General features: G+C 35.1%; 11 protein-coding genes. 9 read left to right on the forward strand and 2 right to left on the reverse strand.

Annotation, left to right across the window (positions count from 1 at the left end; all coding sequences use genetic code 11):
* The first annotated feature begins 241 nt into the window (after positions 1–241).
* The 9 genes from KF816_03475 (at position 242) to KF816_03515 (ending at position 15,885) form a co-directional block, all read left to right on the forward strand.
* Entirely contained in the window at positions 242–469 is a 228-nt protein-coding gene (locus KF816_03475; GenBank protein MBX3007069.1) for a hypothetical protein, read from the forward strand.
* Between the two features lie 492 nt (positions 470–961).
* On the forward strand, positions 962–6,586 hold the full coding sequence (locus KF816_03480; GenBank protein ID MBX3007070.1) for a PAS domain S-box protein: 5,625 nt from the start codon (positions 962–964) through the stop codon (positions 6,584–6,586).
* Between the two features lie 318 nt (positions 6,587–6,904).
* Positions 6,905–8,101, forward strand: a complete 1,197-nt coding sequence (locus KF816_03485) for a hypothetical protein (protein ID MBX3007071.1) — start codon at positions 6,905–6,907, stop codon at positions 8,099–8,101.
* Positions 8,102–8,123: 22 nt separating this feature from the next.
* On the forward strand, positions 8,124–10,043 hold the full coding sequence (locus tag KF816_03490; protein MBX3007072.1) for a DUF4038 domain-containing protein: 1,920 nt from the start codon (positions 8,124–8,126) through the stop codon (positions 10,041–10,043).
* 292 nt (positions 10,044–10,335) lie between these two features.
* The gene (locus KF816_03495) at positions 10,336–10,962 is read left to right on the forward strand and encodes a hypothetical protein (GenBank protein ID MBX3007073.1); all 627 of its coding nucleotides are present in this window, start codon (positions 10,336–10,338) and stop codon (positions 10,960–10,962) included.
* 5 nt (positions 10,963–10,967) lie between these two features.
* The gene (locus KF816_03500) at positions 10,968–11,267 is read left to right on the forward strand and encodes a transcriptional regulator (protein ID MBX3007074.1); all 300 of its coding nucleotides are present in this window, start codon (positions 10,968–10,970) and stop codon (positions 11,265–11,267) included.
* Positions 11,268–11,635: 368 nt separating this feature from the next.
* The gene (locus tag KF816_03505; protein ID MBX3007075.1) at positions 11,636–12,244 is read left to right on the forward strand and encodes a hypothetical protein; all 609 of its coding nucleotides are present in this window, start codon (positions 11,636–11,638) and stop codon (positions 12,242–12,244) included.
* A 294-nt stretch (positions 12,245–12,538) separates the two neighbouring features.
* Positions 12,539–14,551: a DUF362 domain-containing protein gene (locus tag KF816_03510; GenBank protein MBX3007076.1), complete on the forward strand. Its 2,013-nt coding sequence runs from the start codon at positions 12,539–12,541 to the stop codon at positions 14,549–14,551.
* A 107-nt stretch (positions 14,552–14,658) separates the two neighbouring features.
* Complete coding sequence (locus tag KF816_03515) at positions 14,659–15,885, forward strand: SMP-30/gluconolactonase/LRE family protein (GenBank protein ID MBX3007077.1); 1,227 nt, start codon at positions 14,659–14,661, stop codon at positions 15,883–15,885.
* Positions 15,886–16,088: 203 nt separating this feature from the next.
* Here the strand turns inward: KF816_03515 and katG are convergent, their stop codons facing one another.
* Both katG and KF816_03525 read right to left on the reverse strand, forming a co-directional pair.
* The gene (gene katG, locus KF816_03520) at positions 16,089–18,281 is read right to left on the reverse strand and encodes a catalase/peroxidase HPI (protein MBX3007078.1); all 2,193 of its coding nucleotides are present in this window, start codon (positions 18,279–18,281) and stop codon (positions 16,089–16,091) included.
* A 176-nt stretch (positions 18,282–18,457) separates the two neighbouring features.
* Positions 18,458–18,883 (reverse strand): transcriptional repressor, encoded by a 426-nt coding sequence (locus tag KF816_03525; GenBank protein ID MBX3007079.1) that lies wholly within the window; start codon positions 18,881–18,883, stop codon positions 18,458–18,460.
* Positions 18,884–19,275: the final 392 nt, after the last annotated feature.

Genomic DNA, 19,275 nt, shown 5'->3' on the forward strand with positions numbered 1-19,275 from the left:
GCGGTCTGAGTGTGCTGGTCTAAAGATTTAATAAATGGAATCCGGAAGATAGAGCAGTTGTTCGGGTCAGGAAACGATTAGCAATATTTTATAATGGTAGATCTGACTTTTGAAAATCAATTGATATAATAACTCATTAGAGTGGGATATTGGTTTGGCATAGCTGAATTTGCCTTCAAGACCGCCAACTAAAAGAAAAATTAATTACTGAAATATTTTGGAAAATAATTGGGTCTTTACAATGATTAAGAATTTTAGAATGAGTTCATTCGTACTTCTGATGCTTAATTTTGCTGCTTTCTCTCAGAGCCAGTATGAAAAAACTTTTGGAATCGCTCCTTCGTCATCTAAATCAGGACAATATTTGGATTCCCTCCATGCAATAGGAACTCATATCGAATCAAAAGTAATCTGCAAACAGCCAAATAAATTCATTGGCAGGAGAGAAGTGATACTCTTCGGTTGGTAAAGTTAGCTGTATGTAAAAGCGTCTCGGTCACTTTTTAATCACAACATTTTGAAAAGTTGCGTGTCTGAGATAAAAGCTTAACATTTTGGACATTGATGACTCTCCGCCAATAAAAATAAAACCTCGATTATAGCAAATGAATGCTGTTTCCGGGGTTTCTTGTTTTGCGAGGGGTTTTCTTATTCTTTTCAAATAACCTAATGAATAGTAAAACTTTATTTAAAAATTAAATAAAAGTTTGATACCAGACATTGCCTCTTAAATTCTGCAAATAGACTATCACCAACCAAAATATAATCCAGTCAATCATTCGCCCGAAAAAGCAATTCATTTACCTTAGCTATATTGATAGAATTAAGTTGGCTGCAAATAATAATAACACTTGTATTTTTTGGAAAAAAAAGTAGTTTAGATATAGAAATTTATAAAGGTAAAAAGTAGGTGAAAAAATTCGATAATTAAGTAATAACTTTACGCAAATTTGAGTGCAATATGGCTAAAAGAAAAGTTGACGAGCGTTTGATTGAACTGGAGAACTTGAAAAAAGAGAATTCTGAATTAAAGTCTTTGCTTCAATCTCAAAATGTAAGATATGAAAGAACTGATGAAACTATAACAAAGGAGAGAGCGACTCTCCTGCAGATTAATGATTTCTCACTCAAACTTGCAAACCTGCCCCACAATGAATTATTCCCTTTCATTGCTTCACAAATTAAATCGATTTTTGATGTTAAAGCGGCATTAATCAATACTTACGATGAAGCCACATCAGAACTCATTTTACAATACACAACCTTATCAGATGAAGAAAATAGCAATCTAACAAAACTGCTCGGCGGAAAATTATTAAATAAGCGCATACATGTTAGTAAAAAAGAACATGAAAGAATTTTAAGTAATATTTATGAAAAGATAGCATCTATAAATGATCTAACTTTTGGAGCAATTCCCGATATAATTGGCAAATCAGTTGAAAAACTTTTTGGTATAGATTGGTTTGCCGCCCTTGCTTTAGTTCATAATGAGAAACTAGCCGGAACAATAATTCTTGCTGGAGATAAGACTCAGAGCTATCCAGAGAAAGAAATCATACTGGCATTTGCTGGAATTGCAGCAAATGCACTTGTAACAAAAGAAACCGAGGAAAAGTTGTTGGAAATTGAAGGGAGGTATAGAAATATCGTAGAAAACTCCCCATATGGAATGCATATCTATGAATTACAAGCGGATGATAAGCTTTTATTTATAGGTGCTAATCCAGCCGCAGATAAAATTCTAGGGTTTGAGCATAAGTCAAAAATAGGTTTAACAATTGAGGAAGCGTTTCCATCTTTAGTTGAAACTGAAGTCCCATCTAAGTATAAAGAAGTAATTAAGAGCAATTCTGTTTGGAAAACAGAACAGATAAACTATAAAGATGATAAAGTGATTGGAGCCTTTGAAGTTTTTGCATTTCGAATTTCCGAAAATCAAATGGTTGCTCGTTTTCTCGAGATTACTGAGAGAATCCAGAGGGAACAAACATTGAAGGAAAGCCAAGAATATTTAGCGATAACCTTAAATTCAATTGGTGATGGCGTTATCTCAACTGATAAAGTTGGGTGCATAACAAATATGAATCCCGTTGCCGAAACACTGTGCGGCTGGAAACTTGAGGATGCAGTTGGTAAACCGCTAGATCAAGTTTTTGTTATTGTCGAAGCTTCTTCAAAAGTTAAACTGAGTAACCCAGTAGAAAAAGTAATTAAAACAGGCAAAGTAGTAGAGCTTTCAAATCATACTTTACTTATTTCTAAGGAGGGTAAAGAGCGAAATATTTCCGACAGTGCTGCGCCGATTCTTGATAAAGATAACAATATTCATGGAGTCGTATTAGTCTTTTCCGACGTAACCGAAGCCTATAATTCTCGAAAAGCGATTCAAGTCAGCGAAGAAAGATTAAGGCTTACTGCACAACTCGCTAAAGTTGGAGGATGGGAGATTGATCTTCAAAATGAATCTCTGAATTGGGCGGAGGAGACATTCAAAATTCATGAATTGGAAACAAAACAGGTTCCTACTTTAGCTGAGGCTAAACAATTCTATCACCCGGACGATCAACTATTAGTTTCCGAGAAAATACAACACGCAACTGAAAAGGGAACAAATTTTGATTTTGAAGCGAGATTGATTACTGCGAAGAAAAATAATATTTGGGTAAGAGTTGTTGGAAATCCTATATATAAGGATAGTAATTTAATTGGCCTCAGTGGTATGATTCAGGATATTACTGAGCGCAAGATGTTTGAAATAGAAATAAAGAATGAGAAAGAAAGAATAGGAACTATACTTGATCTGGTTGGTGATCCAATTTTTGTTAAAGATAACAATCATCAATTTACGTTAGCAAATAGAGCATTCTATGAAATGACTGGACTGAATAAACTAAATGTTATAGGGAGGACTCTTGCTGACGACATTCCTGAAGAAGAAATGGATAGTTTTTTAAACATAGACCGACAGGTTCTTGATACTGGAATTCCCGATGTACGTGAAGAAGAATTAACCATTAACAATGAAACAAAAACAATTATTACTAGCAAAGTCCGTTTCATTGACGAATCAGGTAATAAATATTTGGTGGGCTCAATTCACGATATTTCCGAGCGGAAAAAAAATGAAAAAATAATAAAAGAAAGTGAAAGGAAATACCGGCTTTTATTTGAAAATAACCCTCAACCAATGTGGGTTTACGATTTGGAAACACTTTCTTTCCTTGCTGTAAATGATGCCGCTGTTTTTAAATACGGTTATTCTAGAGATGAATTTCTACAAATGACTATTAAGGATATCCGTCCGTCTGAAGATATCTCAAGACTCCTTAATAATGTCAGTTCAGTTACTTCAGGTATTTATAATTCTGGTGTGTGGAGACATTGTAAAAAAGATGGTAGCATAATATTTGTTGAAATTACTTCTTACGTTCTTGAGTTCGAGGGAAGAAAATCCGAATTAATACTATCCAATGATATAACCGATCGAATTAATGCTGAGAGAGAAAAAGCTCATTTTAATGAGCTGATGAAGTTTGTTATATCCAATACAAAAAGCTCAGTATCTGTATTTAATACTGAAATGAATTATATCTACGTTAGCGATCGGTATTTTGATGATTTTCATCTCACCGATAAAAATATAATAGGGCGTAATCACTATGATATTTTCCCCGATCTCCCACAACAATTACGCGATGTACACAAACGCGCTCTTAATGGAGAGACTCTAAGTGGTGAAAATGATATTCTAATGCATAAAGATGGTTCCATGGATTGGGCTAATTGGACTTGCATGCCCTGGTATAAAGCCGATGCAACAATTGGTGGAGTAATAATCTATATAGAAGTTATTACTGAGCGTAGAAAAGTTGAAGAGAGAGTTAAGCTGCTAGCTCAAATGGTTAATATTGCACCGGGGGGAATCATTATTCATGATTTCGAAGGGCAAATTTTATATGCAAATGACCGAGCCGCCCAGATGCATGGCTGCACAAATGAAGAATTTATAAATTTATCTCTACTTGATATTGACGTACCCGAAACTGCCGACTTAATTCGGACTCGGATGACAGAGTTAGAATTAAATGGGGAAATAAACTTTGAAGGGGGACACCGCAGAAAAGATGGTTCAATTTACCCTGTTCAAGTTTATGCCAAAAAGATTGATTGGGCTAGTAAACCCGCCATTCTTAGTATTACTACTGATATTTCTGAAAGGAAATTAGCCGAAGAAAATCTTAAAAAGAGTGAAGAACGTTTTAGCCAGGCTATTGCTGGTACTGGGGCTGGACTTTGGGACTGGGATATGATCAACGATAGAGTATATTTTTCACAGCAATGGAAGTCTATGCTCGGATATCAGAATCATGAAGTGGAAAATAGTTTTTCCGGTTGGAAGAACCTTTGGCATCCAGATGATGCTGAAATCATAGAAAAAGCAGTAGATGATTATTTACAAAGTAGATCACCAATTTATGAAGTGGTTCACAGACTGAAGCACAAAGATGGTGATTGGCGTTGGATACTTACCCGTGGCGATATCCATAGAGATTCATCTGGAAAACCGGTGAGATGGATTGGAACGAACATTGATATAACAGAAAGTAAAAAAGCTGGGGAAGAACTCGAACGCACAAAAATCCAATTAAAAGAATCAATTATGCAATCCCCCTTACCAATGGTGCTGGCCTCGGCAGAGGATTTCAAAGTAAAAGTTATAAATAAAGCAACAGAGGATTTTCTACTTCTTAATGCAAATGATTATCTGGAAAAAACCTTACTGGAAATTGATGTGGTATGGCAAGAGTACACTCCTGAAGGTATTAAAGTTGAACCTGATGAATTGCCATTACCCCGTGCTCTACAAGGTATGATTACGCATAGTAAGGAAATGAAAATTGTTCGATGGGATGGAAGCATAGTTTGGCAGCTTGCAAGCGGAGCCCCAATTTTTGATTCACATGGAAAATTGATAGCTGGTTTGCTAGTAATGCAAGACATTACCGAACGAAAACTAGCCGAAAAAGCGATCAAAGAGAGTGAAGAACTTTATCGCAAATTACTTACGACTGTGCCAGATTTAATAATTCGCACCGACTTGAATGGCAACATAACTTTTATAAATGAATTCGTATTTCCAGCACTGAAATTTATCCCTAGGGAATCTTTGTTGGGTAAAAATATGCTATCGTTTATCACCACCGAGGATTTGCCCCGGGCTATTGAAAACACAAAACTAATGTTTGAGGGGCCTTTGGGTCCCAAAGAGTATAAACTGAGATTCGAGGATGGAGAGTTTATTGATGCAGAAGTTAATGGTGATGTGATATACGATGCCGAAAATAATGCAGTAGGAATGGTTTACGTATTACGAAACATTACTGAACGTAAACAGATGGAAATAGAAAAGCAGAAAATGTTTGAGGATCTTGTTGCCGCAAAAGAGAAAGCTGAAGAAATGAATAAAGCAAAATCGAATTTCTTTTCAAATATGAGTCACGAACTTCGAACTCCATTTGTTGGAATTATGGGTTTTGCCGAATTATTGAACAATTCTCTAAAAAATCCTAATGAAAAATTTATGGTTGAGGGAATATTAAAAGCATCAGCTAGAATGCAGGATACTCTATCAAAAATTCTTGAACTTTCCAGATTGGAATCAGATGAAATTCAAGTTGAGAAGAGATTATTCAACGCGAATGAATTAATTACCGACTTATGCGATTCATTCAAAGGGGGAGCATTACTTAAAAAAATTTCATTTGAAATGAAACTGAATTTTGAAAATCTGATAATGGAATCCGACGATACAATAATAAAAGATATTGTACAAAACTTTCTAAATAATGCAATTAAATTCACTAACACCGGTAAAATTGAGTTAATCGCCGATGTAGTAAAAACTGATGATGAAGAGAGTCTTGTAATAAAAGTTGCCGATACTGGTGTTGGTATTCCGAAGGAAAAATTAGATTTAATTTGGGAACCCTTTAGACAGGCTAGCGAAGGATTGAGTAGGAGATTTGAAGGGACGGGACTAGGCTTATCCATTGTAAAGAAAAGCGCAGAATTGTTAGGTGGAAAATTAAACGTTGAAAGTGAAGAAGGAAAGGGTTCAGTATTTACATTTATACTACCTCTAAATAAAATTGACGCGGAAAATATTTTTGTTGTACAGAACAACGAGGTCACCGTAAATCTTTTTTCAGGTAAAAAAATAATTTATGTTGAGGATGATGAATATGCTAGAGATATAGTTGAGCGTATTTTAAATGGAATTTCTGAAATTGAAACGGCTGCAACTCCTGATGAAGCTCTTCAAAAAGTACAATCAGCTCTTTTCGATATTGTTTTAATGGATATTAATTTAAAGCATAACATAAATGGAGTGGAACTTGCTCAAGAAATTAGAAAACTGCCCGGCTATCATGACAAGCCAATAGTTGCTGTTACTGCCTATGCTTCCGTTAGTGAGAAGGCAAATTTTCTGTCGAAAGGTTTCACACATTACATTGCAAAACCTTTTAAGAAAACTGAATTAATAAGTTTGTTAAATTCTATTTTTATTGAAAACAAGGAATAGATTTTAAAATTCAAGAGCAATTAACCTCTATTTCGTCTAGAAAATTTATTATTGCACTTAATCAATAATAATTCGAGTCAGTTTAAACAATAATCACCTATTAAAGTAATTTTAGTAGTCTATGTGAACTCACAGATTAATCATACTTTTCGATTCATACCAAGAGAACTTGATAATCGGAAAAAACTGAATTATCATTAATAAATAACTAATTTGAAAACATGAGTTTGTTGTAACCAATAATCTATTCCTTATTATAAATTAGAAGCATAAAATTGTTGAATAAAGAAAGTCCCGAATAATATTGAGGAGTAATTTATGTTTCATCTAAACTATTTCAAGGTTCTTTTAGTATTTATATTCTTATCTGGAGTATCGAGCGCTCAGTTCATGGATCAATTCAATAATAAAATTGAGGGCTGGTTCTTTTTTACCGGTGACGGTTCCGCTAAAATGGATTTTATTCAGAAGGATGAGTACGCGAGAATAATTGTTGATGCGACAAGTGATAGGTATAACGTTTATTGGGCTTTAATTAAACGAGATGTAACTAAATATCTTGACTTAAAAAAATTAGAAGATCCCTCTTATCAATTACGTGTTGAAGCTCGAGTGCGAGTACATAATGCCCCGAGGCGACTCAATATGATGGTGAATACAAACCGAACTACCGATTTTCATATTGATCTTATGGAGTTCGATATTCCTGATACTTCAAATTGGCATACTATAAGTATGACCACCAAAAAATTTGATGCATTACCAGGAGATACTGTTTACGTTCAACTGGCGGCTACTGATTATGGACTTGGAAAATATTTCGTTGATCTGGACTATTACCGTGCTGATATTGTGAACATCCACGAGGCGGGCCCCGATAAAGGTGAACTTGTTCCATATCATCCCCCTGTTCCCGATTTAAATTCATTCTCTACTATTCTTAATGTTACGCATGATGCGTTAATCAATTCTGATTTCGCGGAAATTAATTTTAATGATTGGCGCGTTAATGAGCAGGGGGGCGAATCTAGAATACTAACTATAAACTCTACTCAATGGATAATTCTGAGATGGGATTTAGAAAAGTACAAAAATCTAAAAGTCGATTGTGCTGGTTTGCTTGAATTAACAACTCAGTCATTCTCTTTTGGAGGCAATTATATAGAAACTTTTGGTGAAGAATTTGGAATGGAGTTCGGCAAAGTTAGAGTAATTGAAATTCTCGGAGGTAATCCGGTTTGGGATCAAACGAATGTAACATATAATAATTTTATGCTTGGCAGTAATTATGCAAGTGTGTTTAACGAGCAGATGATTTATGATGCGGAGATATCGACTGAACCGGGCAGTAAAAATTTTATTACAATATCAAAGCCGGTATTACAACGAATGATAGAGGGTAAAACAAAAGGATTATTGATCAGACCATTGGGAGCTGTAATTGCCTCTTTTTATGCATCTGAAGATAAATCTGGAAATGCACCCAAGCTTTATCTTAACTTTAAAAATAAATAAGCATGTTTATAAAGGAGTAAAAATGAGAACTGTTTTTTCATTATTAATGATAATTATTTTCTCAGTAAATTCGTTGAAAGGGAATGACCACCCAAAAATTCATGTCTGGGAAATGAAAGAAGTAAAATTAAAAGCAGAAAAAATTTATAATAATTATTATACAGAAGTTACATGCTGGGTTGATCTAAAAGGACCAGATTTTTCAAAGCGAGTTTATGGATTTTGGGATGGTGATAATAATTTTATTGTTAGAATAACAGCTACAGTTCCGGGAGAGTGGCAATGGATTAGCGGTTCGAATCAATCTGATGATAATGGACTGAATAATAAAGTTGGTTCTTTTACAGCTGTCAACTGGAATGATGCAGATAAAAAAAATAATCCTAACAGACATGGTTTTATTCGTTCAACTTCTAACGGGCATGCTCTTCAGTATGCTGATGGGACTCCATATTTTATGATAGGGGATACCTGGTTAGCGGCGGCTACTTGGCGTTTGCCATTCAGGAATGCTCAAACTTTTAAAAAATATTTACCTGGACCGGGAATGGGATTTGAGGATGCAGTAATTTACAGAAAATCTCAAGGTTTTAATTCAGTTAGTATGATTGCATGTTTTCCTAATTGGGAGTCTGATTTACACCCCAGCACCTATGCCGATTCCAATGGAATTTATATAAGGAATGCATGGGAAAAATTTGGGTATGACGTTTCCGGCGCTCCGGGCACAGATGCTTCGGGTGGATTAAGTTATTGGGGATCTTTCACAGCTAAAAATATGCGCGATGAATTTGGAAATCTGCCATTCAATATGTCGACTGAGCATATTGGTGTTTCAGACTTTAATCAAATCAATCCCGAATATTTTAAGAGTCTTGACAAAAAAATTGAGTATCTCTCAAACGAAGGATTTGTGACTCTACTTGAAACAGTCCGCAGGGATGTTGGTCCATCATGGAAAGCTTATTTTGATTTTAATGAAACATACGCTCGATACGTACAATACCTTATTTCAAGATATGGTGCTTATAATATAGTATTTAGCGGTATTCATCTTGATTGGATTCCAAAAGATTTTAGCCTTACCGCTGATGAATTTAACGAAGCATTGACATATCATTTAAAAAAATATGGACCAATGCCATTCGGGCAACCGGTAACGACTCTCATAAGTAGTTCGACCTATATGGTATTCGGTCACGGTGATGATTGCCCTTGGTTAACAATGCATAGTGTAGGTAATAAACCGAGAGATCACCGGGTTGCCGATTCGCTTGAGGTTATATTCGCGCTTGATCCTCCATATCCAGCAATAAATTTTGAACCATATTATACCGGCTGGAATCATGAGATAAATAAACCAAACGGAGAGCGCCCCGAAGCAAATTCTCCGCGCGATAATTATTTTTCCCGAGCGCAGATGTATGGCTCGGTACTATCGGGTGGATTATCAGGTCATGTACATGGCACTGCCGCGTATGATTTAACAACTACCGGAGAACCTTCTGGTGCGCGACCACATGTTTGGGAAGCATTTAAATATGAATCGGCAAATTATATGAAACACTTAAATTCCTTTATTTTATCGGAAGGTGAAAAGTTTCAAAATCTTCAGCTGGCGCGGCACGATCTCATTCCAAATAAAGCTCCCGGAAGTCCAGAGATGGGTTTAGATGGCTGGTCATATATGATGAGAACTCAGGAGAAAGATTTTGCGCTGCTCTACTTTGAAAATGAATCTGTGATTCCATTATTGATGAATTTCAAACCGAATGCTGAGTATAATTTTAGTTGGTTCAATACTGTTACTGGCGAGTGGATAAACAAATTATTGGTGAAAGCCGATGAAAAGGGCAATATTACTATCCCAAATTTTCCTGATGGAAAAATGATTTCAACTTCTGACTGGGCTGCAAAAATAATTTTAAGTAATGGATTATAAAATAAAGTTCGATTACTGCGGTTAATAAATATAAAGTTGGTCAAAATTCTTAGCTAGTTTGATTAATGTTATTCATAACACATTAAAGAGTTATGAAGAGGATTTTTATCTCGGCGAGGATTAAAACTTTTCCTCAATAAAATAAAAACAAGAAATTCTTTTATCGCACTTTTCCAAATCTATGAATTCCTTCATGGTATAGTTTTTTACCCTAGTCTAAAATTTAAAAGACTCTTTCACACCTTGTGCAGAGTGTTGGTTTTTCTTAACTTTGAAATAAAAAGAACTTTGTATGAGAGAAGAACAAGATTATATCCGAGACATAGCCGAGATACGTTCTATGATGGAGCGTTCTACCAAATTTTTATCACTTTCGGGTTGGGCAGGAATAATGGCCGGTATTTATGCCTTGGCAGGTGCCTTAATTGCTTATCAATTCTTAGGTTATAATCCTACTAAAATTGTTTATCGATTAAATGAATTGGGAGGGGAATCATCTGCTCTAACAATGATAATAGTTTTAGCAATTTTAATTCTAGTGCTTGCTATCGGAACCGCAATTTTTTTGTCCTACAAAAAGGCTAATAAAAGAGGGGAACAAATTTGGAATGCTACTTCTCGACGACTTGTAATAAACATGGCGGTTCCATTACTAACAGGTGGAGTGTTAATCTTGATTTTATTGTCAAAGAACCTTATGGGATTAGCCGCTCCGTTATCGTTAATATTTTATGGACTCGCTATTTATAATGCCAGCAAGTTTACCTTTGATGAAATGAAGTTTTTAGGATTAATACAAATTGGATTAGGATTGATAAGTTCCTATTACATTGAATTCAGTCTTTTCTTGTGGTCTTTAGGTTTTGGAGTTGTCCATATTATATATGGTGTTTATATGTATTTTCAACACGAGCGGTGATAGAAGTGAAATTACCAATCGATGATCTACATAAAGCTTTTGTGAGTCGTGTACGCCTTGGGATTATGTCGGCATTAGCTGTAAATGATAAACTTGACTTTAATTCACTCAAAGGGTATCTGGATGTTACCGATGGTAATCTGGCAAGTCATCTTAAAACGCTTGAGAAGGAAAAATTTGTTAGTGAAGAAAAATCATTTATAGATCGAAAACCGAACACTAAATATTTTCTAACTAAAGCTGGGAAAAAAGCGTTTAATGATCACCTTAAAGCACTTGAAAACTTTATTAACGCGCACAAATAACTTCTTAATTACTTATGAATTTAGAAAAGAGAAACAATCTGAAAAGACAAAGAATTATTTCGGTGATAATTATCGTGATCGGAATCTTGTTGATGATTATGAAAATCTATGAGGATAGTGAGCCAGGTGCAATTCCTTTGTTGCTCATCTTAATTGGAACTGGATGGTATTTTATCCCCCACGTTCGGGAGAAACAATAATAATTTGACCATACAAGAAATTTTGCGCCTCAGCTATATTTATGATTCAAGACATAGATAAAAAATAGGGCAATAAATGAAAAAGCTTTTCATTACTAATAATAAATAATTTTTCTTATTAATAAGCATCGCAAAACAAAGTATAATAAAAAAAGGAAAATGTTTAATATGAAATTACTCATTGAGTTTTATAAAAAATTGAATGTGTCCAAATCACCAATCAGTATTGCAATCTATGTTGCACTCATTGCCACACTCTTTTTAATTATACCTTTGTTAGCAATGCTTTTCACCGACGAAATGAATTGGAGCTTCTTCGATTTTGTTGCTGCTTGGATACTTCTGTTTGGCTCTGGGTTCACTTATAAAATAATAGCGAGATCAATGGGAGCTATAATTTATAGGGCAGCTATTGGTCTCTCCGTCGCAACAGCTCTTTTTCTTGTTTGGTCTAATCTCGCTGTTGGACTAATAGGGAGCGAAGACAATTCTGCTAACTTGATGTATATGGGAGTTCTGGCGATAGGCTTTTTAGGTTCTATTATAGTAAGATTAAAACCGAGAGGTATGAGCTTGGTGCTATTTGCGATGGCATTCTCTCACATAATTATAAGTGTGATCGCACTGATTGTTCGGTTAGATTTGCTGCCAGAAAGTTCTGTAATTGAGATATTAGCAGTGAATGGATTCTTCTTTGTACTTTGGTGCGGAGCAGCATTGATGTTCCGAAATGCCGCGTACGAGCAATCAACAGTGAAGACAGTAAAAGTAAATTGATACGAGCAGTCATGGTTCTTCCTGTTACGAATTATTTTTTTTAACGGGAATGACTTTAAGATTCAATAATTAATTACTCCTAATCGGTTTTAATATGAATCCATTCTTTATAACATGTTACAACGAATAGTTTTTCCACTCTAACATAAAAATTAAAATTATTCTCAGAGGATTAACCTCAAGAACAACGGCCTCTATCACAAAATAAAAATAATTTTTCATATCATTTCCCAATTGTTTGAATTATTTGTTTAAAAGGTGTATTTTTTACACATTCACAATTGGGAAAAAGATATGAAAGTATTTTTAGACAAGTTTATTAAAAGATGTCCCAAATCTGGTAAAATAAAGGGGATCAATTATCCAACAGGAATCTACAGAATATTTTTCCCTCTCATAGGATTAGCAGCATTGATTTGGATTTTAATCAGAGTGATACCTAAACCAAGCAGAGCAACTTACCCATGTGTTCAAGCTGCCGCTCCTCTCGCTTCCGGTTTAATAATATATATTACATCGCTAGTTTTGACTTTCACACTATATATATCAACAAAGAAAAAGTATTTTCTCTCACCATACTTTTTGCTAATTGGACTAGCATTTTTAGGAGTTAGCGATAATAATATTGATAGACTAAATTCAGGTGATCCAGATTCACCACTTCCAACTATTTCACATGTTGCCAATGTTGCTACTGGGGATGCAAAAGGTATTTTCCCGGGAAGAGTTGTTTGGGTTTATGATCCCGCTGCAACTAATGAAAATTGTAATCCCACCGCTGTTGGAAAAGCATGGTGGATGCCTGAAAATAATAATCAGTTAGTAATAGATGAAATGGTTAGTAAAGCAATAAAATCTCTAACGGGAAAACAAATCGATAAAGATGCTTGGGATGCAATTTTTAAATACCATAACAATACCCGGGGTAAAGGAAGTGTGGTTTATAATAAAGGGGAAAAAATATTTATTAAAATAAATAATGTTAGTGGCTGGGGTGGCAATTTTAGTACAAAGGATTTATCTGTTGTTGCTAACGGGTCATATGGAATTTCGGAAACATCTCCACAGGTGGTATTATCGATATTAAGGCAGCTAGTTAATACAGTTGGTGTTTCTCAGAGCGATATTTATGTTGGTGATCCTATGCGAAATACTTATAAACATTGTTTCGATATGTGGCATGCTGAATTTCCTGATGTCCATTATTTAAGTTATGATGATTATTCAAAATTGGGGAGAGAAAGAGTAACTGCTAGTAAGACTGCAAAAATTTTCTATTCGGATAAAGGAAAAATTTTAAAGGAAAATGTTTGGGATGTCAATAGACCTGGTGGCAATCCCATTACCGATGATAATCTTTATACAATATTCGAGGAAGCAGAATATCTACTCAATATTCCGGTTCTTAAAGGACACAAAAGAGCTGGAGCCACAATGTTTGCTAAAAATCATTTTGGCTCTCATACTAGAGCAAATGCCGCACACCTTCATAATGGATTGATTGATCCGATAGAAATTCAGAATAGCACCAGTCGTAGGGAATATGGATTATATAGAGTACAAGTTGATATTATGGGTAGCAAATATCTTGGTGAAAAAAATCTTTTTTACTTAATGGATGCGTTGTGGCCGGCTGATCAGGAAATTAGTTTCCCTAAAAAGTTTTCTATGAAACCATTTAATAATGATTGGATGTCATCAATTTTTGCTTCTCTCGATCCTGTAGCTATTGAGTCTGTTGGTTACGACTTTTTAAGAACTGAATTTACTGCTGAAAGAAAAATTCAAGATGGTGCTGGAACATACGCACAAAAACCGGCTACAGACGATTATCTTCATCAGGCTTCCGATCCGGCTTTATGGGCTGAAGGTATCAAATATGATCCAAATAATACCGGTGTTTACTTAACAAGTTTAGGTACACATGAACACTGGAATAATGCTGTTGAGATGCAATATTCAAGAAATTTGGGACTCAATACCGGTATAGAATTAATAAAACATCTTAATCTTACTAACATTGAACGTGAGAATGAGCTTCCAACTAAGTTTGAACTTGCGCAGAATTATCCTAATCCATTTAATCCGGTAACAACTATTGAATATACATTGCCAAGAAATCAATTTGTATCAATTAGAATTTATGATGCAGCTGGTAGTGAAGTAGCAGTATTGGAAAATTCTCATAAGCCCTCAGGAATATATAGAGTACAATTTAACGCAAAAGGATTATCGAGCGGAGTTTATTACTATAAAATAATTACAGAAAATTATTCTAATACAAAAAAGATGATTTTACTGAAATGAGTTTATAGAGCTTATTTTTAATTCGATTGAAAGATGCGCACCTATAACTTTGTTAAAGTGTATTTGGTGATAATTTTATAATAATAGGAATGAACTAGTTCTCAAAAATGAAAAAATATACGAATCAATTTTTCTCGATTTTATACATATTAATTATTACTCAGTTCAATAATGTTCATGCTCAATCTCCCATTCCAGCTGGTGCTAAACTTGAAAGAATTGCAAGCGGTATATTACAGCCAGAAGGTCCCGTTTGGAAAGAAAATTCTGGATTGCTGTTTAGCGATATCAAAGCCGCAAAGATTTATTTATGGTCGCCAGATAATAATTCAATATCAACATATCTGCAGAAATCAGATAGTTCTAATGGTTTAACATACGATGATCAAGGTAGATTAATATTAACACAAATGGGGAAACGTCGTATATCGCGTCAAGAATTAAATGGTACGATTACGCCAATTGCGTCAACCTATCTTGGTAAAAAATTTAATTCACCAAACGATTTAGTTGTAAAGTCAGATGGTTCAATTTTCTTTACAGATCCCGATTTCAATATTCCATTTGGCGGAACAAAAGAAATTATGATTAACGGTGTTTATGTAAAGGGTATTTATAGAATAAGTAAAAATGGCAATGTTCAGCTGCTGGATGGTACTTTTGATAAACCGAATGGTATCTGTTTTTCCCCCGATGAAAAAAAAATATACGTTAATGAATCACCCAAAGGGGAAATTTATGAATGGGATGTAATTAACGATTCAATGATCACAAATAAAAAATTACTTTATAAGATTCCGGTCAACGGATATGTTGATGGAATGAAAACAGACAAAAAAGGTAATCTTTATATTACAGGACCAACGGGTGTATGGATTGTATCACCTTCAGGAGTTTACCTGGATAAAATCGCACTTCCTAATAATCAGTCTGGCTCCAATTGTGCATGGGGTGAAGCAGATAGAAAAACTTTATACATTACTACAAGCGCTTCGGCTGGATCCGTCTATAAAATTCGACTTGCGGATATAACTGGTTTGCACGAAACTGATAATAATATTCCACAAGATATCCATCTATTCCAGAATTATCCTAATCCATTTAATCCGGAAACTGTGATTAGTTGGAATCTAAATATCGGTAGTTTTGTAACGTTGAAAATTTTTGATGCATTAGGTAAAGAAATTGAAACCATAGTGGATGAGTTTCAAGATGCAGGTATTCACCATGCTAGATTTTCAACAAACGGTTCAAATTATTCTACCGGGGTATACTTTTATCAATTAGAAGCCGGAAGTTATTCTCAAACAAAAAAAATGTTAATTGTGAAATAAGAAGAGAAGTAGGTCATAAAGTTGTGCTTGTTGAATTATAACATTTCAATCCTACTTAATTAACAGCATTCATCAAATCTTCAGCGTTATAATAGAATGTAGGTCAAAATATTTTATTACTTTTATTTTCGGCTCAGCAGTGGTATTACCCACCGCTGATACCGATTGTAGAATAAGAGATGATCTTACAAATATTTACTTGATTAAATATCAAAACGATCCAGGTTCATTACTTTATTCCAGGCCGCAACAAAATCTTTCACAAACTTTTCCTTTGCATCACTCTGGGCATACACTTCTGCCAATGCTCGAAGTTGAGAGTTTGACCCGAATACAAGATCAACACGTGTGGCTGTCCATTTTAATTCACCGGTTTTTCTATCTTTACCTTCAAATAAATCACCTGCAACAGAAGTAGGTTTCCATGCTGTGCCCATGTCGAGTAGATTTACAAAAAAGTCATTTGTAAGCTTGCCAATCTGTTTTGTAAATACACCATGCTTCGATTGACCGGCGTTTGCTCCAAGAACTCGCAATCCGCCGATTAATACTGTCATCTCTGGTGCACTCAATGTTAATAATTGAGCTTTGTCTATTAACATTTCCTCAGCTGAAACCGAATAAACTTTTTTCTGAAAATTACGGAATCCGTCTGCTTGAGGTTCAAGAACAGTAAATGATTCAACATCTGTCTGCTCTTGTGATGCATCTGTGCGTCCCGGAGTGAAGGGCACATCTATCTCATACCCAGCTGACTTAGCTGCTGATTCAACTGCTGCACAACCTGCAAGAACTATTAGATCAGCCAACGAGACTTTCTTCCCATTTGTTTGGCTACTATTAAATTTCTTCTGAATATCTTCATATATTCCTAATATTTTAGAAAGTTGGGCAGGTTGGTTAACTTCCCAATCCTTTTGTGGTGCAAGACGAATTCGAGCACCATTAGCACCGCCTCGTTTATCAGAACCCCTGAATGTAGAAGCAGAAGACCATGCAGTATAAACAAGTTCTGATATAGATAAACCTGTGGATAATATTTTAGATTTGAGATCGGCAATATCTTTATTATCAATCAATGGGTGATTCACCGCAGGAACTGGATCCTGCCATATTAAATCTTCTGCGGGAACTTCGGGTCCGAGGTATCGAGCTTTTGGTCCCATATCACGATGAGTTAATTTAAACCATGCGCGAGCGAATGCATCAGCAAATTCTGCCGGGTTTGCGAGATACCTTTTTGCAATTTTCTCGTAGGCCGGATCAAATTTTAGGGATAGATCTGCAGTCGTCATCATTGGACGATTCTTTTTAGAAGGATCGTGGGCATCAACAACCATATCTTCATCATCAACATCTTTTGCAAGCCAAATATAGGCTCCAGCAGGACTTTTGAGGAGTTCCCATTCATATTTAAAAAGAACTTTTAAATATCCCATATCCCATTTTGTTGGGTTTGGTTTCCAAGCTCCTTCAATTCCACTTGTGATGGTATCAATTCCTTTACCACTTTTAAAAGTACTTAACCATCCTAAACCTTGTGCTTCAATGGGTGCGGCTTCAGGCTCGGGCCCAACATGCTTCGGATCGCCGGCACCATGAGCTTTACCGAATGTATGTCCTCCAGCGATAAGTGCCACTGTTTCTTCATCGTTCATCGCCATTCTTGCAAATGTTTCGCGTACATCTTTTGCAGACTCTATAGGAATCGGTTGTCCATTAGGGCCTTCAGGATTTACATAGATCAATCCCATTTGAACAGCTGCCAGCGGATTCTCTAATTCACGATCACCGCTATATCTTTTATCACCCAGCCATTTATCTTCATTACCCCAGTAAATATCTTCTTCAGGCTGCCATATATCTTCGCGACCGCCACCAAATCCAAAAGTTTTAAAACCCATTGATTCTAAAGCGCAATTACCTGCTAATATCATTAGATCTGCCCATGAAATTTTATTACCATATTTTTGTTTGATGGGCCAAAGTAGTCGTCGGGCTTTGTCAAGATTTCCATTATCAGGCCAACTGTTAACAGGTGCAAATCGTTGATTTCCTGTACCTCCGCCACCACGACCATCGGCAGTACGATATGTTCCGGCACTGTGCCAAGCCATTCGAATAAACAGACCGCCATAATGACCCCAATCAGCTGGCCACCAATCTTGTGAATCTGTCATTAGTTTATATAAATCATTTTTAATTGCGGGCAGATCTAGTTTTTTAAACTCTTCTGCATAATTAAAATCGCTATCCATTGGATTTGAAACTGGTGTGTGCTGGTGCAGAATGCCAAGATTTAACTGATTTGGCCACCAATCTCTATTCGACGTTCCTTTGCCCATGGAGGTACTGCCAGATTTGCCCGTTACCGGGCACTTGCTTTCATCACTCATATTTGTTCTCCTTTCATTAATTAGTTAATAAATCGATAAGTGAAAAGTAATTTATTAATTGGTTGCAAACGGTTTTAGCAAAGTAAAAAACAATTAATTCATCAGTTATCAACATGATTCCTTTTTAATAATACTATGCTAATTTATGAATACAACAAAATTTTAAAACTGGTTGATTATGCTTTGTTGCTATTAAATGTTCCAATAATTTGAAGCTTTGTCTCCTTCACTTTGAAATTGGGTATTTTCTTTTTCTTAAAATATTCGTCAAGCATTTTATTAAGACTTTCATCAAAAAAATCTTCGATATGTTCGGTAGCTTCACAATAAAGGTGATGATGATTCTCAATTATCGCATCGTATCTCATCACATCTTTTTCGGTCTTTACCTTTTTAACTAATCCTTTTTCAACGAATGTTTCTAATGTTTTATAAATAGTACCAACGGCAACACTTGGATGATTCTTGACAACATATTCCTTGATATTATCCGCAGTGGGGTGATTCCTGAGATTGTTTAATGCTTCAAGTACCGCTACTCTTTGAGGAGTAACTTTTAGGTTGATACTTTTAAGATCCAGGCCATGTTTATCTTTTTTCATAGACAATTGTTATTAAATAGGAATAATTCTTATTTAGAATAAGCATTTATAAACAAAATATCAAGCTTAATTCTTAGCTCAAATTTTCGGTAATAAATTCGTGGCACCTAATTTACTTCAACCCGAAAAATTTATATACGTAGAAAAAAATCATATGGAAAAATTTATTTCCAATATAATCTGTGATAAAATTTTAATGAATTACTCCTGATAGAATTTTATTCTTATATAGGACAACTAAACTATTTTAGCAACGTGATTTGAGCGAGACGCAATTTGGTTATTCTTTTGTTGATAATGGTTATTATTATTCTCTGAATTCTATTATTATTTACTTACAAAGAAAGCAATTCAAATAAAAACGTGAAGATTTTACTCTATTTTCTCTCCAT

This window comes from Melioribacteraceae bacterium, from assembly GCA_019638015.1.
Taxonomy (GTDB): Bacteria; Bacteroidota; Ignavibacteria; order Ignavibacteriales; family Melioribacteraceae; genus JAHBUP01.